This is a genomic window from Exiguobacterium sp. HSB13 (assembly GCF_056764755.1).
The window spans coordinates 91,014-116,433 of sequence record NZ_JBUZOM010000004.1; the positions used below are offsets into that span (position 1 = coordinate 91,014).

The 25,420-nt window shown below is 43.7% G+C and carries 31 protein-coding genes and 1 riboswitch; of the genes, 22 read left to right on the top strand and 9 right to left on the bottom strand.

The features are described from left to right. Positions 1-38: 38 nt before the first annotated feature. The gene (locus ACZGCQ_RS15280) at positions 39-1,004 is read right to left on the bottom strand and encodes a quinone oxidoreductase family protein (RefSeq protein WP_481266764.1); all 966 of its coding nucleotides are present in this window, start codon (positions 1,002-1,004) and stop codon (positions 39-41) included. Positions 1,005-1,108: 104 nt separating this feature from the next. Here ACZGCQ_RS15280 and yidD point away from each other — a divergent pair, with 104 nt between their 5' ends. Beyond that, positions 1,109-1,393 (top strand): membrane protein insertion efficiency factor YidD, encoded by a 285-nt coding sequence (gene yidD / locus ACZGCQ_RS15285; RefSeq protein ID WP_214729180.1) that lies wholly within the window; start codon positions 1,109-1,111, stop codon positions 1,391-1,393. Positions 1,394-1,502: 109 nt separating this feature from the next. Here yidD and ACZGCQ_RS15290 read toward each other — a convergent pair whose 3' ends face one another. Both ACZGCQ_RS15290 and ACZGCQ_RS15295 read right to left on the bottom strand, forming a co-directional pair. Further along, positions 1,503-1,892, bottom strand: a complete 390-nt coding sequence (locus tag ACZGCQ_RS15290; RefSeq protein ID WP_214729182.1) for a tautomerase family protein — start codon at positions 1,890-1,892, stop codon at positions 1,503-1,505. 55 nt (positions 1,893-1,947) lie between these two features. Further along, entirely contained in the window at positions 1,948-3,432 is a 1,485-nt protein-coding gene (locus tag ACZGCQ_RS15295; RefSeq protein ID WP_481266765.1) for an aldehyde dehydrogenase family protein, read from the bottom strand. Positions 3,433-3,613: 181 nt separating this feature from the next. Between ACZGCQ_RS15295 and ACZGCQ_RS15300 the strand changes: the two genes are divergently transcribed. From ACZGCQ_RS15300 to ACZGCQ_RS15325, 6 genes are all read left to right on the top strand, one after another. Further along, positions 3,614-4,843: a DUF2254 domain-containing protein gene (locus ACZGCQ_RS15300; protein WP_481266766.1), complete on the top strand. Its 1,230-nt coding sequence runs from the start codon at positions 3,614-3,616 to the stop codon at positions 4,841-4,843. Between the two features lie 39 nt (positions 4,844-4,882). Next, positions 4,883-5,365 (top strand): DUF456 domain-containing protein, encoded by a 483-nt coding sequence (locus ACZGCQ_RS15305; RefSeq protein WP_481266767.1) that lies wholly within the window; start codon positions 4,883-4,885, stop codon positions 5,363-5,365. A gap of 192 nt (positions 5,366-5,557) precedes the next feature. Then, positions 5,558-6,895, top strand: a complete 1,338-nt coding sequence (locus ACZGCQ_RS15310) for a hemolysin family protein (protein WP_023467176.1) — start codon at positions 5,558-5,560, stop codon at positions 6,893-6,895. Positions 6,896-7,070: 175 nt separating this feature from the next. Beyond that, positions 7,071-7,505: an organic hydroperoxide resistance protein gene (locus ACZGCQ_RS15315; RefSeq protein WP_023467178.1), complete on the top strand. Its 435-nt coding sequence runs from the start codon at positions 7,071-7,073 to the stop codon at positions 7,503-7,505. A gap of 32 nt (positions 7,506-7,537) precedes the next feature. Next, complete coding sequence (locus tag ACZGCQ_RS15320; RefSeq protein ID WP_481266768.1) at positions 7,538-7,711, top strand: hypothetical protein; 174 nt, start codon at positions 7,538-7,540, stop codon at positions 7,709-7,711. Positions 7,712-7,737: 26 nt separating this feature from the next. Further along, complete coding sequence (locus ACZGCQ_RS15325; protein ID WP_290716447.1) at positions 7,738-8,250, top strand: type 1 glutamine amidotransferase domain-containing protein; 513 nt, start codon at positions 7,738-7,740, stop codon at positions 8,248-8,250. Positions 8,251-8,297: 47 nt separating this feature from the next. Here ACZGCQ_RS15325 and mce read toward each other — a convergent pair whose 3' ends face one another. Next, entirely contained in the window at positions 8,298-8,708 is a 411-nt protein-coding gene (mce, locus tag ACZGCQ_RS15330) for a methylmalonyl-CoA epimerase (protein WP_481266769.1), read from the bottom strand. A 263-nt stretch (positions 8,709-8,971) separates the two neighbouring features. Here mce and ACZGCQ_RS15335 point away from each other — a divergent pair, with 263 nt between their 5' ends. From ACZGCQ_RS15335 to ACZGCQ_RS15365, 7 genes are all read left to right on the top strand, one after another. Continuing rightward, a complete protein-coding gene (locus ACZGCQ_RS15335; protein ID WP_481266770.1) occupies positions 8,972-10,390 on the top strand; it encodes a murein hydrolase activator EnvC family protein in 1,419 nt (472 codons plus the stop codon). 203 nt (positions 10,391-10,593) lie between these two features. Then, a complete protein-coding gene (locus ACZGCQ_RS15340) occupies positions 10,594-11,871 on the top strand; it encodes a murein hydrolase activator EnvC family protein (protein ID WP_214729194.1) in 1,278 nt (425 codons plus the stop codon). Between the two features lie 63 nt (positions 11,872-11,934). Then, positions 11,935-12,045, top strand: a riboswitch (TPP riboswitch). Positions 12,046-12,159: 114 nt separating this feature from the next. Then, the gene (thiD, locus tag ACZGCQ_RS15345; protein ID WP_481266771.1) at positions 12,160-12,963 is read left to right on the top strand and encodes a bifunctional hydroxymethylpyrimidine kinase/phosphomethylpyrimidine kinase; all 804 of its coding nucleotides are present in this window, start codon (positions 12,160-12,162) and stop codon (positions 12,961-12,963) included. Continuing rightward, positions 12,944-13,711, top strand: a complete 768-nt coding sequence (gene thiM / locus ACZGCQ_RS15350) for a hydroxyethylthiazole kinase (protein WP_481266772.1) — start codon at positions 12,944-12,946, stop codon at positions 13,709-13,711. Before thiD ends, thiM begins: the two co-directional genes overlap by 20 nt. Then, a complete protein-coding gene (thiE, locus tag ACZGCQ_RS15355; protein ID WP_481266773.1) occupies positions 13,701-14,339 on the top strand; it encodes a thiamine phosphate synthase in 639 nt (212 codons plus the stop codon). Before thiM ends, thiE begins: the two co-directional genes overlap by 11 nt. Before the next feature lie 11 nt (positions 14,340-14,350). After that, positions 14,351-14,794 (top strand): hypothetical protein, encoded by a 444-nt coding sequence (locus tag ACZGCQ_RS15360; protein WP_481266774.1) that lies wholly within the window; start codon positions 14,351-14,353, stop codon positions 14,792-14,794. A 55-nt stretch (positions 14,795-14,849) separates the two neighbouring features. Continuing rightward, positions 14,850-15,218: an ArsR/SmtB family transcription factor gene (locus ACZGCQ_RS15365; RefSeq protein WP_029340817.1), complete on the top strand. Its 369-nt coding sequence runs from the start codon at positions 14,850-14,852 to the stop codon at positions 15,216-15,218. 45 nt (positions 15,219-15,263) lie between these two features. Here the strand turns inward: ACZGCQ_RS15365 and ACZGCQ_RS15370 are convergent, their stop codons facing one another. Beyond that, positions 15,264-15,902, bottom strand: coding sequence for a CHASE3 domain-containing protein (locus ACZGCQ_RS15370; RefSeq protein ID WP_481266775.1), 639 nt, complete (start codon positions 15,900-15,902; stop codon positions 15,264-15,266). A 193-nt stretch (positions 15,903-16,095) separates the two neighbouring features. After that, a complete protein-coding gene (locus ACZGCQ_RS15375; protein WP_406748772.1) occupies positions 16,096-16,962 on the bottom strand; it encodes a YitT family protein in 867 nt (288 codons plus the stop codon). A 278-nt stretch (positions 16,963-17,240) separates the two neighbouring features. On the opposite strand from ACZGCQ_RS15375, the gene ACZGCQ_RS15380 reads away from it, so the two are divergent. Next, on the top strand, positions 17,241-17,702 hold the full coding sequence (locus ACZGCQ_RS15380; RefSeq protein ID WP_152548162.1) for a hypothetical protein: 462 nt from the start codon (positions 17,241-17,243) through the stop codon (positions 17,700-17,702). A 183-nt stretch (positions 17,703-17,885) separates the two neighbouring features. After that, on the top strand, positions 17,886-18,722 hold the full coding sequence (locus tag ACZGCQ_RS15385; RefSeq protein WP_069940324.1) for a formate/nitrite transporter family protein: 837 nt from the start codon (positions 17,886-17,888) through the stop codon (positions 18,720-18,722). A 32-nt stretch (positions 18,723-18,754) separates the two neighbouring features. Here ACZGCQ_RS15385 and ACZGCQ_RS15390 read toward each other — a convergent pair whose 3' ends face one another. Then, positions 18,755-19,174, bottom strand: a complete 420-nt coding sequence (locus tag ACZGCQ_RS15390; protein ID WP_029340822.1) for a YkvA family protein — start codon at positions 19,172-19,174, stop codon at positions 18,755-18,757. 98 nt (positions 19,175-19,272) lie between these two features. Here ACZGCQ_RS15390 and ACZGCQ_RS15395 point away from each other — a divergent pair, with 98 nt between their 5' ends. Continuing rightward, positions 19,273-20,496: an aminopeptidase gene (locus tag ACZGCQ_RS15395; protein ID WP_214729209.1), complete on the top strand. Its 1,224-nt coding sequence runs from the start codon at positions 19,273-19,275 to the stop codon at positions 20,494-20,496. Between the two features lie 55 nt (positions 20,497-20,551). On the opposite strand, the gene murB is transcribed toward ACZGCQ_RS15395, so the two are convergent. Further along, positions 20,552-21,463: a UDP-N-acetylmuramate dehydrogenase gene (gene murB / locus ACZGCQ_RS15400; protein ID WP_035398835.1), complete on the bottom strand. Its 912-nt coding sequence runs from the start codon at positions 21,461-21,463 to the stop codon at positions 20,552-20,554. 248 nt (positions 21,464-21,711) lie between these two features. On the opposite strand from murB, the gene ACZGCQ_RS15405 reads away from it, so the two are divergent. The 4 genes from ACZGCQ_RS15405 to ACZGCQ_RS15420 all read left to right on the top strand — a co-directional run bounded on the left by ACZGCQ_RS15405 (position 21,712) and on the right by ACZGCQ_RS15420 (position 24,165). Further along, entirely contained in the window at positions 21,712-22,227 is a 516-nt protein-coding gene (locus ACZGCQ_RS15405) for a GNAT family N-acetyltransferase (RefSeq protein ID WP_047395100.1), read from the top strand. A gap of 15 nt (positions 22,228-22,242) precedes the next feature. Further along, the gene (locus ACZGCQ_RS15410) at positions 22,243-22,728 is read left to right on the top strand and encodes a GNAT family N-acetyltransferase (RefSeq protein ID WP_051656213.1); all 486 of its coding nucleotides are present in this window, start codon (positions 22,243-22,245) and stop codon (positions 22,726-22,728) included. A gap of 29 nt (positions 22,729-22,757) precedes the next feature. Further along, positions 22,758-23,117, top strand: a complete 360-nt coding sequence (locus ACZGCQ_RS15415; RefSeq protein WP_029340826.1) for a hypothetical protein — start codon at positions 22,758-22,760, stop codon at positions 23,115-23,117. Between the two features lie 112 nt (positions 23,118-23,229). Next, positions 23,230-24,165, top strand: coding sequence for a hypothetical protein (locus ACZGCQ_RS15420; RefSeq protein ID WP_481266776.1), 936 nt, complete (start codon positions 23,230-23,232; stop codon positions 24,163-24,165). On the opposite strand, the gene ACZGCQ_RS15425 is transcribed toward ACZGCQ_RS15420, so the two are convergent. Then, entirely contained in the window at positions 24,154-24,984 is an 831-nt protein-coding gene (locus ACZGCQ_RS15425) for a GNAT family N-acetyltransferase (protein WP_481266831.1), read from the bottom strand. The two genes, ACZGCQ_RS15420 and ACZGCQ_RS15425, sit on opposite strands and share 12 nt — an antisense overlap. Before the next feature lie 149 nt (positions 24,985-25,133). Here ACZGCQ_RS15425 and ACZGCQ_RS15430 point away from each other — a divergent pair, with 149 nt between their 5' ends. Beyond that, positions 25,134-25,397: a hypothetical protein gene (locus ACZGCQ_RS15430; RefSeq protein ID WP_481266777.1), complete on the top strand. Its 264-nt coding sequence runs from the start codon at positions 25,134-25,136 to the stop codon at positions 25,395-25,397. The last annotated feature ends 23 nt before the right edge of the window (positions 25,398-25,420 follow it).

The window sequence follows — 25,420 nt, forward strand, 5'->3', positions numbered from 1 at the left end:
AAAAAGACGACTCGAGGGGAGTCGTCTTTAAAAAATGATTAGGGAAGCAACAGTAACTTTCCTGTACTGCGTCGGCTTTCTAAAAAATCATGCGCTGCTTTTCCATCAGATAAAGCAAACGTTGTCGGGGAAGACAGAGTAAGGTGACCAGACAGAATCCAATCAAACAGCTCACCCGATCTACGGATGCGTTCTTCAGAAGACGTTAACACATTCCAAAGGTCGCCACCTGTTAATGTTTTAGATGTATCCATTAAAAAGCGGGGATCGACAGGTACGGGATCACCGCCTGCCATACCATAGAAGACGACAGTTCCATGAACTTTCGTTACATGAAAACTATCCATTAAGGTAGAACCAATGGATTCATAGACGACATCGACCCCTCTACCAGAAGTTTGCGCGAGCACGTGGTCAACCCAGTCCTCTGAGTACAAATAGACAGACTCACAGCCGGCAGTTTTTGCGATCTGTGCCTTGTTAGGGGAAGAAGTTAATCCAATCGGGGTTGCGCCAAGTAAACGAATAAGTTGTGTCAGTAATTGCCCCACGCCACCGGCAGCAGCATGAACTAAGACGGTGTCTCCTGGTTGGATACGATAACTATCGCGAGTCAAATAATGCGCCGTCAACCCTTGTAATAAGACGGATGCGGCTGTTTCATAAGTTATACCGTCAGGAAGAGGGATCAATTTATCGATAGGTGCTGCTACGTACTCAGCGTTCGCAAGCGGGACATCTGCAAACGCAACCCGTTGGCCTACGTGGAACGTCGAAACAGCTGTACCGACCGCTGTGATGATACCTGCCCCTTCGTAACCTAATATATAAGGAGGCTGACCTTCTAAATGATAGTTTCCTTTTCGACGATAGATATCTGCAAAATTCAGACCAATCGCTTTCATTTCAATCAGAACTTCATGTTCGGTGATTGTTGGTGTTGGCAGATCTTCGAACCGTAGTACATCGGACGTTCCGAATTCATGGAATGTTAATGCCTTCATTTCAACACATCCTTCTTCTAATTCTGCTTTTAGTATAAGGCAGAACATCTGAAAATGATGGACAGATGCGTTACACTAAAAAAAAAGATGAAAGAAGGGACAGTATGAAACGTGTCTTAATGGGAGGAATTCGTTTTTATCAAAAAGTCATCTCTCCCATGAAACCAGCCACTTGTCGATTTTATCCAACGTGTTCCCATTACGGGATGGAGGCGATTGAACGTCATGGTGCAGTAAAAGGCAGTTATTTGACGACGCGTCGCCTGCTTCGTTGCCAACCATTTCATCCAGGAGGGCTTGACTTCGTTCCAGAACCTGATCAGTTTAGTTGGAAAGCACCGTTGCAACGGGAAAATCCACGTGAGAAGGTGGAAAAGACTGAGGAATGAGTCATATAGATGTTCATTGCTCATTCAATGAAGTGTGAGCAAAAAAAGGAAGTGTACTACCGAAACTTATCGGTAACACCCTTCCTTTTTTCGTTCTATTTATCAGCAATCATAGTTTCCCTGTCAAAAATTGTGCTTCGCCAAGACCAAAGCTCCAGTCTGCAACATCGTTTTCGACGATCGACACCATCAAATCAGTCGGTGCAAGTCCACAGTTTGCTTCTAATCGTTCTGCGAGCAATTGGTAGAGACGTTGTTTCTTCTCTTCTGTCCGCGTTTTACTCGTCACACTGATGAGGACGATATCTTTACTTCGTTCAAAACCAAGTCCTGTATCCTGAATGACCATCTCATGCGCTTTGTGCGTGTGCACGATCTGATAGCGATCACGCTCCGGAACATCGAAGGCTTCGACCATCGCATCGTGTGCAGTGTCGAGTAATGTTTTTAACTCTTCTTCTGAACGTCCTTCAATGACGTCGAATCGTAATAACGGCATATGAAATCACTCCTTAACAAAAGTATGTAAAGTAGGGAAGAACCCTACTCTTTTTTTATTCGAAGAATGGTTTGTATTGACGACGATCATGCATGACAGACAACCATTGGACAGTGGAGAATTCTTCGAGTACCCACTCACCATTGAAGCGACCAAGTCCTGAATCTTTTTCACCACCGAATGGCATATGCGGCTCATCATTGACTGATTGGTCATTGATGTGAATCATACCAGTCTCGACTTCAAGCGCAAAGGCAGTCGCGCGTTCAATAGAAGAACCATGGACAGCGCCGCTCAATCCGTACGGAAGCGAGTTCGCGATTTCAAGTGCCTCTTCATCCGTATCGAACGGGATGATGACAGCGACCGGTCCGAAGATTTCATTTTTAGCGAGTGGCATATCATTCGTAACACCAGTGACGACAGTAGGTGCGATGACGTTATCTTTTGCTTCGCCACCGACACGAACGGTTGCACCAGCAGCTTTTGTTTTCTCGAGATCTTCAAGAATCCGTTCAACTTGTGATTGGTTGATGAGCGGTCCGACCTGTGTCCGATCGTGTGATGGATCACCGTATTGTAGCTCTTTTACACGAGCAACATATTTCTCGACGAATTCATCATGAATCGAAGAAGCGACGAGGATCCGGTTCGTTGACATACAAATCTGACCTTGGTGATAGAACTTGCTGTAGACAGCAGATTCGACCGCACGATCGAGATCAGCATCATCAAGTACGACGAAGACGTTGTTTCCGCCAAGTTCAAGCGCTGTTTTCTTCAGGTGTTTACCAGCAAGTTCACCGATATGACGACCAACTTCAGTGGATCCTGTGAATGAAATCAAGCGTGGTACAGGATGTTCGACGATAGCATCACCGATTTCTGAACCGCGACCGACGATGACATTCAAGACACCTTTTGGCAATCCAGCTTTTTCAAATAGACTAGCAAAAATCAATCCACCTGAAACAGGTGTGTCCGTAGCCGGTTTAACAACAACTGCGTTCCCAATGGCAATGGCAGTAGCGATCGACCGTACAGCTAAGTGGAACGGGAAGTTCCATGGACTGATGACACCGATGACACCAAGTGCTTTACGGTAAATCCGGTTTTCTTTGCCTGGTACGACCGATGGACGAATTTCACCGTGCATCCGAAGTGGGAATGTCGCAGCTTCCTTGACGATCAAGACAGAAGCAAGGAATTCACCCTCCGCTTTGATGCGTGTACTTCCGGACTCTTTGATCAACCATTCGATGATCGTTTCTTTCTCTTCGTACAAGACTTTCAAGAAGTTTTCAATGAGACCTTGACGTTTTAAGGCAGGAACTTTCGCCCAGTCTTTTTGAGCGACTTGAGCCGCTTCATAAGCGTCATCTAAATCTTGTTGATTTGCTGCAGAGATTGTAAAGAGCTCTTCACCCGTGAAAGGATTCGTGTTCGTCATGTTGCTGTCACTTGCGCCTGTGCGCCACTGACCATCAATGTAAATCTTCGTGAAATCTGTATGCAATGTTGCTTCGTTTTTTTGAGCCATATCATTTCATCTCCTATTCGTTTTCATAACAATTAAGTTATTCACGTTATGAAAAGAAGTAAAACACATCCGTGCACTTCGACCAAACATATTGCTCAAAGTCAGTCAGTTAGATGGGTTTTAAAGCGCTTTAAATCAGGAATTCAATCAATATAGTGCTATAAAAAGGAGGAATTTTATTTTGAAGAAGCTGAAAGTCCTGTCTCGAGAAATCAATTGGTGGTGGCCATTGTTATATGGTCTCATTGGGATTGGTTTGACGGGAATCGTGACGTGGTTAGATGTGTATATATCAAACTGGTTTCCAAAAGACTGGCAAACGACGCTTGGCTTAGCGCAGACAATCCATAGTTCTGTCTTTACCGGACTGCTCGCCATGATGACATTCACATTTTCAACCATTCTTGTCGTATTGACGACCTATTCCTCACAATTTTCACCGCGGACATTGCCTAACTTCATTGAGAATCGGCAAGTGCAACACATTTTCGGCATATTCATTGGAGCGGTCAGTTACTCGATGACGATGCTCTTTTTTCTTCGTCCGGCGTTGAAGACGAGCGTCGTCGCTTCGACAGTAGCCGTTCTCGTCGTGTTGATATCGATCGTGGCATTCGTCGCATTCATTCATATCGTCAGTCAGTCGATTCGCGTGACAACATTACTCGATCGATTACACGAAGAAGGGAACGAATTATTGAAACGACAAGTCGAACATCTAGGATCAGGAGAACAAAAGATTACTGAAAGAAAGATGACGACAAATTATCCACATCTTATTCAGGCAACTCGAACCGGATATATTCAAGCAGTCGATTATGATGTTTTTGATCAGAAAGACCGCGTGTATATTGATCGAACGGTCGGCTCATTCGTAACAGAGGGAGAAGCCATCGGACGGGCAACTTGCCGGGATATCAATGAAAGTATCTTGATTGGACCGACGAAATCTTCAGAACAGGATTTTGCATTTGTTCTTGAAAAATTAAGTGAAGTTGCTTTACGTGCGATTTCTCCCGGAATCAATGATCCGAATACAGCGAGACATGCGGTTCGGATTATTGGTGACTTAATGCGACAGTATGCCGTAATACCAGATGGTGTGCTAGTTGTTGGAAAGGACCAGCAACACATCGTCGTCAGGGAAACTTACCAACAATTGTTATACACGACGTTTTATCAACTACGACATTACGGAGCAGAAGATATTTCAGTTCTCGCGACGATGCTTGAGTCGCTTGGAACGATGAAGCGGCAAGCCTTACCAGCTCACTATGAAACGATTCAACGGTTCATTCCATACATCTGTTCGGAAGTACGTTTTGAAACAATGAACGACTGGGATCGTGATTTTTTACAAAAACAAATCCATCGGGCGTTGAATGAAACCTTTGTCTCATCTTCGACGTAATAATGGCAAGAGATTCAAAAAGGAAGGGAGGGATAGAAAGTGACCATTTTGTTATGGAGTCTGATCGTCGTGTGTTTTCTCGTCGCTTTTGCAGGCCTCGTATATCCGATCATCCCAAGTGCACCGATTTTAGTTGTGGGCTTCTTGATTTATGGATTTGGATTCGGGTTCTCTGAACTATCGATTAGTTTTTGGGTGATTCAAGCGATATTCATCATTCTCTTATTCACACTCGATTATCTCGTTAGCGCCTACACCGTCGATCGACGAGGAGGCTCACAAGCGGCTAAGATCGCAACGACAGTCGGATTGATTGCGGGACCATTTATTTTGCCGGGTATCGGATTATTAATTTTCCCGTTCGTCTTCGCCATCTTGACGGAAAAAATCATTAGTAAAAAGACATGGCAAACCTCGGTTTCAGTCGGGATCGGAACAGTCCTCGGTATCTTATCAAGTGCCTTGTTAAAGGGAATCACGATGTTACTCATGATCGTAATCTTTATTCTCTATGTCGTCTGACGGTCTGAAATGATGTCTTCAAGTACACATTTTGTGAAAGTTCCGTTATAGTATGAATATGAAAAAGTAGAGAAGCTTTGAAAGTCTGAAGCTTCTTTTTGCTGTAAACCACCAGATGCCTCGGCATCTGGCTTTATATTAATGGAGGTGAATCCCCTTTCTTCGGGGAAACGATTGGACAGTACACACTCAATGGAGACATTCGACACGACGACGATCATCATTCGGTTACTCGTCATTGCACTACTCATCGTCTTAACCGCTTTTTTTGTAGCTGCCGAATTTTCGGTCGTCAAAATGCGAATGTCTCGAATCGATCAGTTGATTACAGAAGGAAGCAAGACTGCGAAAGTGGCGAAGAGGCTACTTGAGAATTTGGATTATTATTTATCGGCCTGTCAACTCGGGATTACGGTGACAGCGCTTGGTCTCGGGTGGTTAGGAGAATCAACGGTAGGTGCAATTCTCGGTATGTTGTTCGAAGAGATTGACATTCCGAACTCCGTCTCGACGATCATTTCGTTCGTTCTTGCATTCTCGATTGTAACGTTTCTTCATGTCGTGCTTGGAGAACTTGCTCCAAAATCTTTAGCGATTCAAAAAACGGAAGCGATCACGATGTTACTCGCGCCACCACTATATTGGTTCGGTAAAATCATGAAACCTTTCATCTGGACATTGAACGGTTCAGCACGAATCATTCTTCGGTTGTTTGGCGTCGAGCCAGCGGGACACGAAGAAGTCCATTCTGAAGAAGAGATTAAAATCATCATGACACAGAGTTATAAGAGTGGAGAAATCAACCAGACTGAGCTTTCCTACATGCAGAACATCTTCTCGTTCGATGAGCGGATCGCGAAAGACATCATGTTACCGCGGACGGACTTAATCACGATTTCGAACGATGCATCGATGGAGGACATCATTCGCCTCGTTGAAGAGTATCAGTTCACACGTTACCCAGTAGCGGAAGAAGGAGATAAGGATAAAATCCTTGGCTTCATCAATGCGAAACAATTATTTACGGATCATATGGCGAACAAAGGAAAAGCATTAAGCTATTACATCCACAACTTGCCGATTGTATCCGAATATTCGCCGCTTCAAGATGCCATGCTGAAAATGCAGGTGGAACGGACACCGATGGCACTCGTCATCGATGAATACGGTGGTACGGCTGGTGTCATCACGATGGAAGACATCTTGGAAGAAATCGTCGGAGAAATCCGAGATGAATTCGATAAGGATGAGAAAGCAGATATCGAACAAATTCATGAGCGATTATACCGCATCTCAGGCCGTGTCTTGATTGATGACCTAAATGAACGTTTTAACTTAGGAATCGAAGAAGAAGACATCGATACGATTGGTGGCTGGGTCATGGCACAGGATACGGAAGTGTCGAGTGGTCAAGAATTCCGCTATCAGGAATACACGATCAAAGTCATGGAAGTCGATAATCATCAAGTGAAATCGATTTATCTTCAATTGCCTGACCAAGAAGAAACTGCAACAGAAGAGATTGGATAAGAAATAGAATGTGCAAGACGATGGACTTCGAGTTCATCGTCTTTTTTGTCTACTTAAAAAATGATTAGCTAAGGTGATAGACACCTCTTGTGTTTATCTCCCTCAGTGACGGGTATTACTGTCTATGTGGCAAAAAAAGCATTTTTTAATTCAACAGGAAAAGGGGTTTTCTATCATGTCAAACGTCATTCTTACTTCACGTGCATCAGCAGTCGGTGGTCGCGACGGGAAAGTCGCTTCAGACGATAACGTCATCAATCTCGATTTAGTCATGCCAGGAACAAAAGGCAAAGAAGACATTCCGACATCAAACCCGGAACAGTTATTCGCAGCAGGATATGCCGCTTGTTTTGATGGTGCCTATAATTTGATGGCGCGCCAAGCAAAAAAACGAGTCGAGACGCGGACGAATTCAGAAGTCAGCCTCTTACAGGACGAAGCGGATAACGGTGTAAAAATTGCAGCGAAACTCGTCGTCGAGGTCGTTGGCGTATCGCAAGAAGAAGCCGAAGACTTACTAGAGAAGACACACAATTTCTGCCCGTACTCGAAAGCGACACGTGGTAACATTGATGTCGATCTTTCTGTTAAAGTCGTCGATTCACTATAAACATAATCGACGAATCATAAGGAGGGCTTTCCATGGCACCGAAAGAAACCGATCGTCCAAATGAAGAATTTGAAGATGAACGGGATCGTCTGTCGAATAAAGAACGGAAACTGACAGAGGAGCAACAAAAGGAAATCCTAAAAGGAAAAGACGAAATGCCAGATGATACGGTCTCTCCACGAGATCGCGGAGAAGATCCGATTTAAATCAAACAACTTGGGGGATGAATCACATGTCTAAAAAAGTAGCAGTCGTACTCGCCGATCATTTTGAAGATGTAGAATTCACAGGACCGGTTGATGCATTAAAAGAAGCAGGGCACGAGATTACTGTCATTGGTGCCAAAAAAGGTGTAGAACTCGTCGGCAAACAGGAAGAGGCAAAAGTAAATGTTGATCTCTCGATTGATGAGACTTCAGCAGCAGACTACGATGCTCTCCTGATTCCAGGCGGATTTTCACCAGACTTACTTCGAGAAGACGAGCGTTTCGTCTCATTCGTCGAAGAATTCGATATGTCGAAAAAACCAATTTTCTCGATCTGCCATGGACCACAATTGATGATTAACGCAAAAATCGTCAAAGGAAGAAAAATGACAGGTTATAAATCAATTCGAATTGATTTAGAAAATGCTGGTGTGGACTTTGCAGATGAAGAAGTCGTCGTTGACGATAATTTCGTCTCAAGTCGTCAACCAGATGATATTCCTGCATTCAATCGGGAAATCGTTGCAAAACTTGGCTAATGGTATAGAACAAAAATCAGCACTGCGCTATCGCAGTGCTGATTTTTTTATAGGTTCTCTGGATAATCACAGAGTTCCGTAATGACGCCGTGTGAATGCCGGGGATTCATATAAATCAGTCGTCGTCCGAATGGCGTCGTTCGATACGTATCTTCTAAAAATGTTAACCCTTGTTGTTTTGCTTCTTCAATCGCTTGATCTAAATTCTCTACGCGATAAGCAATGTGATGGACACCTTTCCCGCGTTGTTTTAAAAAACGAGCAATCGGACTATCCGGACTTGTTGGCGTCAACAACTCGATGTGCGCATCATCGAATTCGATGACCGCAATATTGGAAGCGACACCAGGCGCAGGATTCGAGTACTCTTTTGTTAAAGTTCCTCCAAGTACTTTTGTATAAAATGAAATGGCTTCCTGCATGTCGCGAACAGCAATTCCAGTGTGGTCTAATTTCATATGATATCCTCCTTCTATTCGTTTCAGTTTCCCAAAAACACTTCAAAGTTGCAACGATGAGTTACCTTCCAAATGTTTCTATTACATACAAGAGGAAAGATTTATTTAAAATGAAATATCACTGAAATATTATGGAAGAGGAATGAATGCTATAATCAAAAACGTTCTTATAAAAAAGAAAAACTATTACAGAATTTAAATTTAACTTAAATACTCTACGATAAATCATAAAACATACACTACAGAAAAAGAGGGAATACTACATGAAAAAAACGTTCGCGTCGCTCATCGTTTCCGCACTGGTTCTTTCATCAGCACCTCATTTTGCAGCAGCTGACGATTTAAGTGAACAGAAAGCCAAAAACGAACAACAGCAACAAGACAATGCTAAAAAGCAAAAAAACTTAGAGTCTTCTGTTAATCAAGAAGGTCAAAAAATCTCTAAAACACAACAAGAAGTCAATCGACTAGACGAAGCGTTGAACGAAAAAATCTTTGCTGTCGAAACAAAAGATCGTCAAATCAAAGCAACGGAACGTGAAATCGTTGAACTTGGAAAAGAAATCGAGAAATATAAAGCGAAACTAAAACGCCAAGAAAAATTACTTGGTGATCGTCTTCGTGTCATGCAAGAGAATGATGGAAACTCAATTAAATGGGAAGAAGTCATCTTTGGCTCTAAAAATGTTGGTGACCTCGTAAGCCGTGTCATGGCAGGGAAATCCATTTCAAAACAAGATGATAAAATGATCACGGATTATCAAAATACGCAAAAGCAATTAGCAGATGCGCAACAAAAAGTAAAAGAAAAGAAAGCACAGTTGGTCGTTGAGAAACAAGAATTAAAACGTCAACAAGCAGATCTTGAATCGCAATTAAAAGAGCGGAACAAACGCTTAAAAGAACTTCGTAAGAAAAAAGAAAAGTTCGAAACACAGTTGATGGATGCAAAAGAAGTCCAGCAAATTCTAATTGCGCAAGAAAAAGCGATTGCTGCTGAAAAAGCAGCGCGTGAACGTGAAGCTCGAATTGAAAAAGAACGTCAAGCTCAAGCTGCACGTGAAGCGAAAGCACGCGCAGAAGCTGAAGCAGCACAAGCAGCAGCAGCACAAAAAGCAGCAGAAGAGCAAGCCGCTAAAGAAGCAGCAGCTCAGCAAGCAGCACAAGAGAAAGCAGCACAATCGGCAAAACCTTCTGGTTCGACGAAGCAATCGGCACCAAAACCATCTACACCAGCACCAGCTGCACCAAAACCAGCACCATCATCAGGTGGTCTGTTCATTCATCCAACTGCCGGAACTGTTACACAAGGGTATGGTTCTGCAGGTGGAGAGAACGGATATACGTTCCATAACGGAATTGACTTTGGTGGTCCAGTCGGTACGCCGATCGTGGCAGCTGCAACAGGTACAGTCATTACAGCATCAGGTGGCGGACCTTACGGAAATCATGTCATGATCGCTCACCAATTGAACGGGAAGACATATACGACAGTATATGCTCACATGAGTTCACTCAATGTTCATGCTGGTCAACGTGTCAGCCAAGGTCAACAAATTGGCGCGCTAGGTAGTACAGGAAATTCAACAGGACCACACCTACACTTCGAAATCCATGTCGGTGGGTATAGCTATAGTGCAACTGGTCCAGCTAACTCAGTCAATCCATTATCAATGCTTTAATCGTAAAAGAATCGTTGCATATGCAACGGTTCTTTTTTTTGTCATTTTCAAAAAACAAATCATATATTACAAAAAACCGTTTTCATTTGAAATGTAAATGAAATTTTTTTGAAACGATTACGGTGCTATAATCTATTTCAGATATGAGAGAAACTTGAATACTATAATAAAATATGAAAAAACATAAGTGAGGAAAACGATATATGCTAAAAAAACTAATTTCTACCATTGTTTTAGGAGCATTACTTATAACAGGAACACAACCGATTGCAGCAGCGACAATTAAAGAAAAAAAGGCTGAGAATGCCGCTGAACAACGTAAACTTGAAAAAGCAATCAAAAAACAAGAAGCTAAAATCTCAAAAGAGCAACGTCAAATCAATCAAATTGACGCAGCAATCAATGAAAAGATTTTCCAAGTCTCCGAAAAAAATAAACAAATTGAACAGTTGAACGTTCGAATCGATGAGTTAAAGGCAGACATCGTCCGTTACGAAGAAATGTTACAGAAACAGGAAGAACTACTCGGTGATCGTTTGCGTGTTTTCCAAGAAAACGATGGAAACTCGATTAAATGGGAAGAAGTCATTTTCGGATCGAAAGATTTAGGTGATTTATTTAGCCGTGTCATGGCGGGGAAAAAAATCGCTGAGCAAGACGATAAAATGATTTCGGATTACATCGCTACGCAACAAAAATTAGCAGAAGCAAAACAAGCGCTCGTTGAGAAAAAAGCGGAGCAAATGCAGGAAAAGAAAGTATTGATTGAACAAAAGAAAGCGTTAAAGCTTCAAATGAAAGAACGTAGTGCTACGCTGAAGAAATTACGAAAAGGGAAGACGAAGTTCACGACAGAACTGTTAGACGCAAAAGAACTTCAAGCGACTCTCGAAGCGCAAGAACGTGCAATTGCGGCAGCAAAGGCAGCCGCTAAAGCAGCGGCTGAAAAAGCAGCAGCGGAGAAAGCAGCAGCTGAAAAAGCCGCTAAAGCGAATGCTCAAGCAGCAAAACAAACAGGTAAGAGTTCGGAATCAACTGGTTCCGTTGCCCCGCCCGTTGTTTCGAGTGGAGGAAAATTCGTTCGACCGTCTTCTGGTGGAGTGTCACAAGGATTCGGACCAGCAAGCGGTGCGAATGGTTACACGTTCCACAACGGTGTTGATTTCAGTGGTTCGGTCGGGTCTCCAATCGTCGCGGCAGCAGCTGGAACGGTCATCACAGCATCAGGTGGTGGACCTTACGGCAATCATGTCATGATCTCTCACTTCCTAGATGGACAAGTGTACACGACCGTCTACGCACATATGAGTTCATTATCGGTTCGTGCAGGGCAAACGGTCTCTCAAGGTCAGCAAGTCGGGACACTTGGTAGTACAGGAAATTCAACAGGACCACACTTACATTTCGAACTACATGTCGGAGGCTATCAATACAGTGCTTCTTCTCCTCTAAATGCAGTCAATCCATTGGCATATCTGTAATCAAAACGGGCTTCGGCTCGTTTTTTTTTCTTCTCTATGCTACAGTTAAGGCGAAACGAATACTTGAGCAACTAGGGGAGCTGGAGGAATCCGGCTGAGAGGAAAACCAATCTGTTTTCGACCCTATTACCTGAACTGGATAATACCAGCGTAGGAAAGTTGAGCCGAACGGATACCGGAATGCGTGTATAACGCTTTCGTATAGCGTCGACTGCTTTTTTACAGCGGTCGGCGCTTTTTTGTTGGTCACGACTCCCTTACATTGCTCGATGGGAAGGTGAAAAGAACATGAAACATGTACTGACGATTGCGGGATCCGACTCCGGTGGTGGAGCTGGGATTCAAGCAGATTTAAAAACATTTTCGGCTTTAGGCGTTTATGGAATGAGCGTACTGACAGCCGTCACAGCGCAAAATACGTTGGGAGTTCAAGCAGTGGAAGAGTTATCCCCAGAAATCGTAGATGCCCAGTTAACGTCGATTTTTTCAGACATTCGTGTCGATGCGATCAAAATCGGAATGGTCTCGAATGCGCAGACGATTCGTGTCATTGCTACACATCTCCGTAAACAAACAGTCCCTATTATATTAGATCCCGTCATGGTCGCTAAAGGCGGTCATGCCCTATTGCGGACGGAAGCTGAACAAGCATTGATTTCAGAACTTTTACCACTTGCGACACTCGTCACACCGAATTTACCGGAAGCAGAGCGTTTAACAGGACGATCGGTCACCAATCTAGAGGAAATGCGACTGGCGATGCATCAATTGGCTACACAGACAGGTGCAGTATTACTAAAAGGTGGACATCTCTCAGGAGCTGCGACGGATTTGTTGTTTGATGGGGAAGTGGAACACCGCTTCACATCGGAACGATTAGACAATCAACATACTCATGGTACTGGTTGTACCTTATCCGCAGCTATTGCAGCGCGGATGGCGCTTGGAGAAGATTTACAAGATAGTGTACGACAGGCGAAAAACTATGTCACGGAGGCAATTCGTCATGGATTTGCTCTCGGACAAGGTATTGGACCGACACATCATTTTCATTCACTTTGGAGGGATGCACATGTTTACGACCATTCTTGAACACAAACCACTCATTCACCATCTGACGAACACGGTGACGATCAACGACTGCGCAAACGTCACACTCGCTGTTGGAGCATCCCCCGTCATGGCAGAAGACATTCGTGAAGTAGAAGAGATGGTTAGACTCGCGCAAGCTCTTGTCTTAAACATTGGTACGATCGATGCAGACATGCAAGCAGCTCAACGACTCGCAGTCCGTGAAGCGGGACGTTTGAATGTCCCAATCGTTCTTGATCCCGTAGGAGCAGGAGCAACGACATTACGTACTGCTTTTTCCAAAGAACTCATTGATCTCGGGTGTACGGTCATTAAAGGAAATGCTTCTGAAATCAAGACGTTACTTGGGGAAGACGGACGAACTAAGGGAGTCGATGCTGCGGGAGATGCAATGATGGATCGAGAAAGTATTCGCGTATTCGCTCGCAAACACAAATCTGTCCTCGTCGTGACAGGTCCGAACGACTACATTACGGATGGAACGCGCGAAATGGAATTACATGTAGGAACACCGCGTCTAGGAGACATCACGGGTACGGGCTGTATGACGGCCTCCTTGATTGCGAGCTTCCTCGGTGCAGGATATACGGCATTTGAGGCGGCTGTCCACGGGACATTTGTCATGGGAAAAGCAGGGGAACAAGCAGCCTCCGCGCAAGGTCTTGGTGATTTTAAACGAGAGTTGTTCAATGCCATCAGCCTTATGACGGAGCAAGACCTGGTGGAGGTGACAGAACGTGTCAATTGATTACTCCATCTATGCAGTGACGGATCGTCGGTACCATCCTGGAGTCGCGATCGATACGGTCGTTGAGGAAGCCATTTTAGGTGGTGCAACAATCGTGCAATTACGGGAAAAAACAGCGCAAGGAAAGGAATTCTTCGATCAGGCAGTTCGGTTAAAAGCACTCACGGATCGCTACGATGTTCCTTTGATCATCAATGATCGGATCGATATCGCGTTACTCGTCGGAGCTGGTTTGCATATCGGACAAGAAGACATTCCTTTAACCGCAGCACGTCGCCTTTTACCAGATGCTGTGATTGGCGTATCAGTAGCGACCGTTGCACAAGCGATTGAAGCAGAACGAGACGGAGCCTCTTATTTAGGGGTGGGTTCTCTATTTGCGACGTCATCCAAAGCGGACGCTGATTCCATGTCGCATACGATGCTTCAGGCGATTCGGGAAGCCGTACGATTACCTCTAATCGGTATTGGTGGAATCACAGCAACGAATGTCTCCTCTCTGCCCATCCCGCTGGAAGGGTATGCCGTCATCTCAGAGATTTTCGCTAAAGAAGATCGACAACTCGCTGCGCAGCAAATGACAGATGCTGTGCGAGAATGGCATCAATCACTTCAGAACAGGGTATAATCCGTTCAGAGGTGATTGTATTGAAATGGCAGACGATCCGTTTTCGCGGCTATTGGATTCGATATCGGTTAGAACCACAAATCATTCGAGTCGATAATCAGGGGATCTACCATCTAGGAAAAGTCTTATTTCCGCGTCCTAATCGTGTTTCCTATGAAATGGCCCTTTTATTGAAAGAAAAGTATGAAAGACGCTACAAACGTCCGTTGTATATTAAAACGAGTTCGATTGCGACGGAAATTTGGGGTCATACTCATTTAGATATTTATTACCGGGCACTTCTTCGTCTACCGATTCCGACGCGACTTCGTCAACGTTATACGAACCGATTAGAAAGCACGAAAATCATTGATATCGGCGTACTCGCTGTCGACCAAAATCGAATTGTCTGGGATATCGGAGATTACGTAGGAGGATGGTTCGTGTTTTGGCTCATTCGCAGACGAATGCGCTGAACTTGCAATGTCCCGTTTCTCGTGGTGCAATATAGGTAGAAACGAGGTGACAGACATGGACATTCCCCGTTGTGAAACGATTGCGATTGACGAACAGCGTGCGTCTGAAATCGGACGAATCGTGGATACGATTCCGACGCTTGAAATCGGAAAGCTATTTAAGATTCTTTCGGATGCGACACGACTGCGAATCGTTTATGCGTTGACGATCGAAGAAGAACTATGCGTTTGTGATGTCTCAGCCTCTGTCGACTGTTCGATCGCGACAGCGTCGCATCATCTTCGGTCTTTGTTGAAACAAGGACTCGTCAAGTTCCGAAAAGAAGGAAAAGTCGTTTATTATTCCTTAGATGATCATCATGTATCATCGCTTGTGCATATGGTGATGGAACATGTACAAGAGGGAAAAGCAATGCCTGAATAAATCTTTAGAATAAACGAAAAGCGCAGCCGAAGCTGCGCTTTTCGTTTATTCTAAAGACGATTGTTCTGATCCGTTAGGAGCGAAGCGGTGGAAGAAAAAGACCGTGGCACTAATTAATAAAAAGGACAGGATGGAGAGAGCGAGACACATCCATTTATATGTAGCGATTAAAGAATCTGATTGTTGTAATTTGGCTTGAAGCGTTTTATACAAATCATCTTTCACACGGGATAAGTCTTCGAGAATCGTTTGAGTCGTCTGAGTCGACTGTCTAGCAAGATGTTTTGCGGCTGTTGGACTTTGACGTTCATAGACAACAAACACGCGTTCAATCTCGGACTCCCAGACATTGTTGCGGCGAAGGAGATCTTTAATCGTCCCTGGGGTAGTCGACGATTGGTTCAGACTATTGCGCAAATCATGAATTTTAGACGTTGAAAAGTAATATTGTTCGATATAACGATTATCTTCATACAATAAGAGACCACGAACCGCATTGGCACGATCTCGATTGTGTTCGACCAACTGATCTACCTGATTGATTAACGGTATATCATGATCCTTCATTTGCTCGGTCATCGTTGCAATCGTCCGATAACCGGATAACGCATAGATGATCGGGATAGAGGCGAATAAGCTGACCAAGAAAATCAGCAGAATACGCTGACGCCAAAGAGAGTGCATGCAATCATTCCTTTAAATAAAAGACATGTCATAAGCTTAACGACTATCGTAAAAAAAGTGAAGCCTGTCTATTTTTTGAATAGGGATAATGATCGAAAAAGTGAATAATACTAATAAAAAAGCAGGAAAGATGATGCAATACGAGAAGCTGTTTTAAGAAGATAAAAAAAGCACAGCTAAGCTGCGCTTGATGTTAAAACGAATACGAATGTTCCTTGTAGTTTCCGAAAACCATGTGGATTTCCGAGAATGTAACGAATGCATTCGGTTCGACAGAAGAGACGATTTCTTGCAAACGGACGATTTCGTTATTTTGAACGACGACATAGACCATTTTTTTCGTTCGGTTGGAGTATCCCCCACGTGCATCAAGAATCGTGACGCCACGTCCGAGTTCTTTTGTGATGACTTCATTGATTTCATCTGCTTTCTCACAAATGATGATACATTGCTTAGAAGCAGAATAGAAGCTGTAAACCGTCTGAAGGGCTTTGGCGCGAACAAAGCTCATGATGAGAGCGTACATAACATGTTTAAGATCAAAGACCCACCATACTAGGATGTAGATGACAAGATCTTGCATCAGAAATATACGAGGAAGTGGCCAGTTATGAAAACGAGCAAAGAAAAACTTTCCAAGAATATCAAGCCCTCCAGTTGAAGCACCACCGAAGAAGATCAATGCCATTGCGAGACCAGAAACTAGACCAGCAAAGATAGAAGCGACGAGCGGATCATTTAGAGATTCCGGAACGATTTGAGTAGGGATCCAGTCAATTAAAAAGGAAGAAGCAATGACGATAATTCCAGATAAGAACATGAATCGTTTGCGCAGGAAACGGAAACCTAAAAGGAAGAGGGGAATGTTTAAGAGCAATTGCGTTAATCCGATTGGCGTGTGGAAGAGCTCTTGAATAATGAGCGTGATCCCCATGATACCACCTGATCCGATATCATTTGGAGATAGTAGTAGGCTGATGTAAAGGGAATACAGCAACGTACCAATGATTAAGAAACTGATTTTTTCAACTCTCTTTTTCTGTGGGTGTGTTGTAGTCATGGCAATATGATGAGTGACCTCATGCTCCTCCTTCTGTGAGTATCTGCCTGCAAGAGTACGCTCATATGCATAAAATTTCAACCCTTCTTATGAAAAAAAGATGAAAAAGGGTACGTTTTTTTAGGAAGGTGATGAAAATGAAGAAAATGTTATGGATTCTTGGTTGTATCTGCTTAGGAATACTAGTTGGAATTCGTCTTTTTGAACAACCCAACGAAAAAAATCAATCATCCATTTGGCATGATGGTGATCTTGTAGCGAGACAAGTGGGGGCCTCGATGACGAATACGGTAGCGGTTCGTCAACTAGCCGAACAACTTCCGTTCTCATCAGAATTAAAACAGGTAGATGTTGAAGGAGAATCGTTACGTCTTGCCTATGAAGTGACAGGAAAAGAGCGACAAGCTTGGATCGGTACCGATACTGGGACACTACAAGTGAATCAGGATTTTTTAAAGGCTCGATTATCTAAAGTTCTGATGCATCATACGCTTGTTTTATTTTCAACGATTCCTGATTTAACTGACCTGGAAATTCACTACACGGATCCGTATTCAGGTGCAGATTTTACGATGGACCGGAAAACATTCGACGCCTATACTCCGACCGATATCGAACGAGCTACTTCGTCTTCTAGACGCTTTAATCGTGTCGTCATTGATGGCTATGTGCTTGATGAATCAAGACGAAATACTTTCTTTGAACGCTTCGCATCACGACTACGAATTCAAACTAATTAGTTGTATAAAGCAAGAAAAGGCATTTTTCACAATCTCGACACAATGATATCGTTTACATCTCGTTCTTTTATAAAAACGATAAAACAGGTCTATTCAATACTTGAACATCTTTTAAGATGGAAGTATGATAATAAATGAACAAACATTGTGAAGTGTTGAACAAAAGAAAGAGAGGTTTCTACGATGAACGAGGTAGAAGCATTAGAAGGATTACGGAATAAAGCAATCAAGTCGACGCGCATGCTACAAATGCGTCCTCTCGAGTATTTAGTTCGTGCCATGCTAGCGGGGATTTTCATTGGATTTGCAATTATTTTTACCTTAAAAGCAATTAACGGTCTATATATGGCGGAGTCACCTGTTGCGACACTTGTCGGTGGACTGACCTTCGGAGTGGCACTTGTCTTGATCGTTTACGGTGGGGCAGAGCTGTTCACAGGAAATACGATGTATTTCACGACGGCGACGATGCGCGGCTATACGACGAAGATGGATACGATGAAGGTCTGGTTAATCTGTCTAATCGGAAATGGACTTGGAGGATTGGCGTTTGCGCTACTCTTTTCCCAAACAGGAATCATACAAGAGCTTGGTATGAACAATTGGTTGTTTGCGGTATCGGAAACGAAAATTCATCATACGACGTGGGAAATTTTCACGCGGGCAATCTTCTGTAACTGGATGGTCTGTTTAGCGATTTTCATTCCAAAGAATATGAAGAATGAGTTGGCGCAAATCATGATGATGATGGTACTTGTTGCAGTATTCTTCGCATCGGGATTTGATCATGTCATCGCCAATATGGCATTGTTCTCTATTGCATTAGTCGTACCACACCCGGATACGATCACATTTGCAGGAGCGATGCACAATCTGTTACCGGCTTTAGCTGGTAACATCATTGGTGGAGCAGTCTTCATGGGAATGATTTATACGTGGTTGAATAAAGAAAAACTAGAGGTGGATGAATCACGTCAATCTACGGCACCGGTTCATATCGCTTCGAAGCAAAACGCATAAAAAAGGGCAGCTGTTGCGACAGCTGCCTATTTTTATTCCATATGTTGAAAGCGATCGACGTCTGCTGCGAGTTCTTCATAGATCGTTTCGACGATTTGTGCGTCATCAAAGAGCCCGAGGACGTTATCGTCCGGTAAGGCGTCAACAGGAGACGTGAAGTACAGAACGGCCGTCAACAATAATTGTTCCTGTTCCGCATGCATTTCAAATTTTTTCTGATAGAGAGCACGAAGCATTTCAAGCAGTTGTTTTAATTGAAAATAAAGGACGAGTTCTGCCTCGCGTTCGATGTCCGAGCTTTCTGTAGACGCGATATCTTGCGTCAAGTGCGCAAGTCCGACTTCTGCTCGAACTAACAATTCTTGTTGTGCTTTTTCATCCCCAACGAGGTCGAGTGCCTGTCGGTGAAAATACGTATAAGCCGATTTAAAATCTCCGGGTGTAAATTCCATGGTGATGCCTCCTTCTATTCTCCTTCTAGTTTCGCCTTATTTCTTGCAAAATTGCAACTATTTCGTGAAAATAAAGATACAAGAAAGGGGATTACATAATGCCGACACAAGCAGAATTACAACAATACGCGTCTTTAGCCGTGCGTACTGGAATTAATCTACAACCAGGACAACAACTCGAGGTGCGTGCAGGAATCGAAAATTTGCCGCTCGTTCGTGAAATCACGCGTGTTGCCTACGAAGTAGGAGCTACGCAAGTATATGTACAATGGTCAGATGATGAGATGACGAAAATCCGTTATTTCGATGCACCGGAAGAGTCGTTTGATACGTTCCCGGATTGGTTAAAAGCACGTTACGACCAACTGGCAGAAGAAAAGACAGCGTTCTTATCGGTCGTCAGTGAAGATCCAGATTTATTGAATGGCGTTGATTCAAGTCGAATCGCACGTGCGAATAAAGCAGCCGGTGTCGCTCTCGCTAATTGGCGGAAGTTCGTCATGAGTGACAATGTCAGCTGGTGTGTCGTAGCAGCACCTTCTGAAAGCTGGGCGAAGAAAGTATTCCCTGATTCAAGTGAGCCAGTTGAAGAGCTCTGGTCAGCTATTTTAAAAGCAACACGTGCCGATCAAGCGGATCCGGTCGCTGCATGGGCGGATCACGATCAAAATCTGCGTTCAAAAGCAAAATTCCTGACAGAGAAGAAATACAAAACATTGCACTACACAGCCCCAGGAACAGAATTATCAATCGAATTACCAGAACGTCACGTTTGGTTAGGTGGCGGTGGTCCGAATGCAGATGGTGTTGATTTCATCGCGAATCTGCCGACAGAAGAAGTATTCACGTTACCGAAAAAGACAGGCGTCAACGGGCACGTCTCGAGCACAAAACCACTTAGCTATAGTGGGAACTTGATTGATGAGTTCACACTCTGGTTCGAGAACGGAAAAATCGTTAAAGCGGAAGCAAAACAGGGTCAAGAAGCACTAGATGACTTGATTTCACTTGATGAAGGTGCACGTTATCTCGGAGAAGTTGCGCTCGTACCGCACCGTTCGCCGATTTCTGACTCGGGTATCCTATTCTATAATACATTGTTTGATGAAAATGCTTCATGCCACTTAGCGATTGGTCGTGCGTACTCGACATGTCTCGAAAATGGTCCAAGCCTTTCAGCAGAAGAACTAGAAGCACAGGGTGCGAACGACTCGATGACGCATGTCGACTTCATGATTGGATCCGCGGATCTATCGATTGAAGGAGAACTTGCGGACGGAACGCGTGAATCAGTCATGCGTGACGGAAACTGGTCGATCTAAACGAACAAAAAGGTGAGTCCGAATACGGAGCTCACCTTTTTCGTAAAATGATTGATTATGCTTCTTCACCGATGATTTTCACTTCTGTCTCAAGTAAGATACCGAATTTTTCTTGAACGGTTTCTTGGACATGACGAATGAGCGCGATATAGTCGGATGCTGATGCATTCTCGACGTTGACGATGAAGCCAGCGTGTTTCTTCGACACTTCAGCGCCACCGATGCGTGTTCCCTGTAAGTTGCTATCTTGAATCAGTTTCCCTGCAAAATAGCCTTCTGGACGTTTAAAGACGCTACCACAAGAAGGATACTCGAGTGGTTGTTTCGTTTCTCGCTTATGCGTCAAATCATCCATGACTTCCTTGATTAGTGCTGGGTCACCCTCTGTTAAGGCAAACCGACCTTCGAGGATGATATATTCTTTCTTCGAGAAGCAACTTGTCCGGTATCCCAGTTCGAGTTCATCATGCGAAATGTTTAACAGTTCTCCTTGTCGTGTCAATACAGTAGCGCTATGGAGACAATCCTTAACTTCACCACCGTATGCTCCCGCATTCATGATCAATGCGCCACCAATCGTTCCTGGAATCCCACAAGCGAATTCAAGACCGCTGAGCTGATGCGCGTAAGCTACACGTGAAGCTTCGATGATTGCTGCGCCACTTTGAGCGACGAGTTCATGTCCTTCGACCGAGATATCGGTTAACTTCTCAAAGGAGAGGACAATGCCGCGGATGCCACCATCACGAACGACAAGATTCGATCCGTTTCCAAGCAACGTCAAGGGAATACCTTGTTCGTAAGCATATCGGACGACAAAAGCCGTTTCTTCATAAGAAGTTGGGATGATGAATAAATCCGCGATTCCTCCCATTTTAGTATACGTATGATATTTTAACGGTTCATTGATTAGTACGGACTCTTTTGAAATGCCTTCATACAGTCCCGTCATTACTTGTTCAGTCATTATGGTCTCAGTCCTTTTCGTGAATTCCTACCCAGCGCTCATGCGCTCAAAATATATTTTAACATTAATCGTGCGGTCGTTGTTCAACATACTGTTCCCAAAATACCGACTTATGCCGGGAATTGCAAGCACTAGGGAGTGAATGTCATCGATTAGTAATGAAAAATGTCACAGGGAAAGCAGGATCAGGAAGAGGAATGAAGCGAAAAGAACTCGGGAAAAGAGAAGTATAGAAGGAGGCGATGACGATGGAAAGTGAACGTTTATGGATGCGACCGTTCGAAGAAGAGGATTTCAGTTTTTATAAGTCGCTTGTCCAAAATGAGCAAGTTATGCGTTATATCAATGGAGGTACGGCTCTGAGTGAAGATGAAGCACGAGAGTGGTTCGAACGGCAATTGGAGCGATACTCGGATGAACGACAAACTGGTTTTTTGCTGTTATTCAAAAAAGAAACGAATGAACCGATTGGTTTCGCTGGGTTATTGATGCAGGAAGTGGATGGAAAAGAAGAGTTAGAAGTCGGTTATTGGCTCGAACCGAAGCACTGGAAAGTCGGTTATGGTCGTGAAGCAGCGAAACAACTAATGATGGAGGGGTTCAATCGAGGGCATGATCGAATCATCTCAATCATTCATCCTGATAATCGTGCTTCGCAAAATGTTGCTCGTGCAAACGGACTGAATTGGGAAAAAGATACGATTTTTAGAGGTATTCCCGTCACGATCTACGCAGGACAATTATCACGACTTTGTCGTAACTAAAGAGGAGAGCTTTTTATGTACGAATTTGAATTCAAGTCTTTTCATCACATGACACCTGATACCTTATATGCACTTTTAAAATTACGAACGGATATCTTCGTCGTTGAGCAGGAGTGTGCGTATCCGGAGCTAGATGATCAAGATCAACAAGCGACACACCTAATCGTACGGAGTGAGAGCGGTCAAATCGTCGGATGTCTTCGGATATACGATCATCCGACAAAAGGAATAGCGATTGGACGGGTAGCCGTTCACCATGCACACCGGTCGGTTGGGTTAGCAAGACAAATGATGGAGAAAGCGATGGTTCATTTGCAGAAAGAAGCTGCGATCTACTTACAGGCACAAGCACACCTAGAAGGGTTTTACGGGTCGTTTGGTTTCGAAACCGTATCCGAACCTTATTTAGAAGATGATATTCCACATGTGGACATGCAGTTTCACGTAAAGGATTCGAAAAAAGACTTCACGTCGACGATCGATGAACCGATGAATAAGTAGAATGAACTTTTCTCGGAGGTGGATCAGTCATGAAGAAAGTGCTGGTCATTTTCGCTCTTAGTCTAATCGGTATCCTATCTTTAGGAGTGGGTATTTCGTATGCTCAATTGCAGGGAAATTATCGTGACTCTGAAAAAGAATTGATGACGATTTTAGAGCGGCAACATGATTTATCAGCTTCCTCCTTTCTTGAAGTACGCGCATCATTCTCTTTACGACATCGACAAATCATACACGTTCGACTTCGGGGTGAACCTGCCATCACATACGAGTTCATTCAACCAAAGGATGAAATCGAATATCTGGGGTCTGTCGGAACAAGTGTTGAAAAGACAGGAAAACAAGATGCCGTTTTTCGAAATACTCATCTAAAAGTCGGTAAAAAATAAAAAATGGAGAATCTTCCTGAAATGACGGAAGATTCTCCATTTTTTGCTTTCAAGACGATACGATATTGCGTACACTACGAAGAGATACTGGAATGAGGAGGTCGAGGGAATCATGTGGAAACCCTTTATAAAAAATCAATCAATTGCACCGGCGTTACAAGCCTTCCGGGAGCTTGACATCGAAATGTTTCGGACACATGTTGCCCAACTGAACGATGCGGAACAACAGGCCTTACAATTCATTAAGCGTGCGCTAGAGCAGGATTCACCTGCTCATTTAAAAATAGCGCTTGAAATGAAACAACCACTCGTCGAGGTCGATCGTCTGTTTCAAACACTCGTCACTTGTCAAAATCGTCAGCAGTTACTCGAAATGTTGCTAGCATACGGTCTGGACGTCAATCAAGTCTATACACTTGAAGGGCATCGCTCGATCGTCCGCCAACCTCTTCACTTTCCGGTAGGTCTATATGCGGCGCGCCATTCAGAGTTATGGGCACTTGTTGCTGAAAAGCTGGACGTTACTTATACGATGCATCTTCAACGCAGTGATCAATTCATGGAGACGCATGAATTGAATCTGCTTGATCTCGTCTTATTGCTCGATATTGAAGAGGAGTTGACGATTCGAGTGCTTGATCAACTATGCGAATGCAAGGCGACCGTTGGACTTGCAGAACGATTACAACGTCCCGCTTCACCATTGTTGCTAAAGACGATTGAGGCGGATGCCTATTTGCCGACGTTTGTTTATGCTAAACATTATGTCCCCTTTTATGCGTTGATCGGACGACAAACCGTACTGTTCCAATCTTTGTTGAACCGTGTGATGCAAGTATCCATTGCGTCTGAAATTATTGAAGATGCCTTGCTTGCTTTTCATAACCATCAACCGGGACTTGCCTTGACATGGGGAGATGCCTATATCGAACAGTTATACGAGATGGGGCTAGTGCTTCGTAAAACGGGTCATGTTGATTTTCGGGAAATGGATGCGGAGTATGTGTTGCCTGAATACAAGGGAATCGTCAATCGCCTAAATGATTAATGGAGGTTGATCCGTACTGAACGTATGCCAATGAGAGGTTAACTGGATATCGCAAAACATCGAGGGGTGATACAGGCGTAGTACATCTTGTTGTGTGGATAGAAAAGATACTTCAAACGTTTGGATGTTTGCGCGTCGTAATTTTTCTTGAAATGTATGAAGGATACGGCTACCGTATCCTTGACGTCTCAGCTCAGGTAGGCACGTAATTTCAAGAAGACGGATATTTTGTCCCTGCTTTTGAAATAATAGTGTACCGACGACCAGTTGCTTATCATAGACTAGGTAAGGAATCGCTTTTCGGTGAATCAACTTGTCTAAATCAGATACCTGATAAGGAAAAAAGTGATGTGTTCCTCGAATGGCATCATTACGAAGTGCGAGATAAGTATCTTGATTCTGTGCATGAACAGCTTTCAAACGCAGCGTAGCAGGCTGTCCTTCTGAGAGTCCAATTAAACGAAACTGTTCGGCATATAAACTATAACCAAGCTCTTTCCAAATCGAAGTTAGAGAAAGATCATGCGGCGGGGAGACTTGTACATGAATATGCCGACATCCTTGTCGAACGGCATGTAAGTGTAGCAAAATAGCCAGACGACGAAAGGCTTTGATATCGTGAAAGGCACCGTTTATAAAGTGAACGATGTCATGCACGACATGATATCCAAGCGTCGCTTTCACCTGACCGGATTCGAGGTAGACCCATTGACAATCTTCAAGCGGCTGAAAAAATGAAAAATCAGATGCCTTTTGATGGTGCTGTAGAAGTTGATGGACGTGTCGCCTTTGAACATGAGATAATTGATTGTAATACACAATAGGCAAATTAAGTTCCTCCTTTAGCAAAGTGAAGTTGAAAATATCTTGCTTTTATATTACAGGAAATAAAAGGTATTTATATCTTCTATTTCAAACAAAAAGTAGATGGATTCCTGAAGATAAGAAAGAATCGAGGCAAAATGATCATGAAGTATCTCTGGATCGTCATCGGTTTATCGGGCTGGTTACTCAGCGCGGATACATTGGTAGCCGAAGCACGTGATTACGATGAACCGGGTGTAAGCAGTTCGACGACATATGGCAATTATGGCGCGGAGGATCATATCATCGTTGATCGGGAGGAACCGATTTATGAAGGATTCGATTCACCGAACGACATGGCATTTCTATTCGCTTGTATTGCACTACTCGCAACAGTCGGACTTGGCATCGTCAATGCCTCCGATTGAAATGAATCTGACTAATAAAAGGC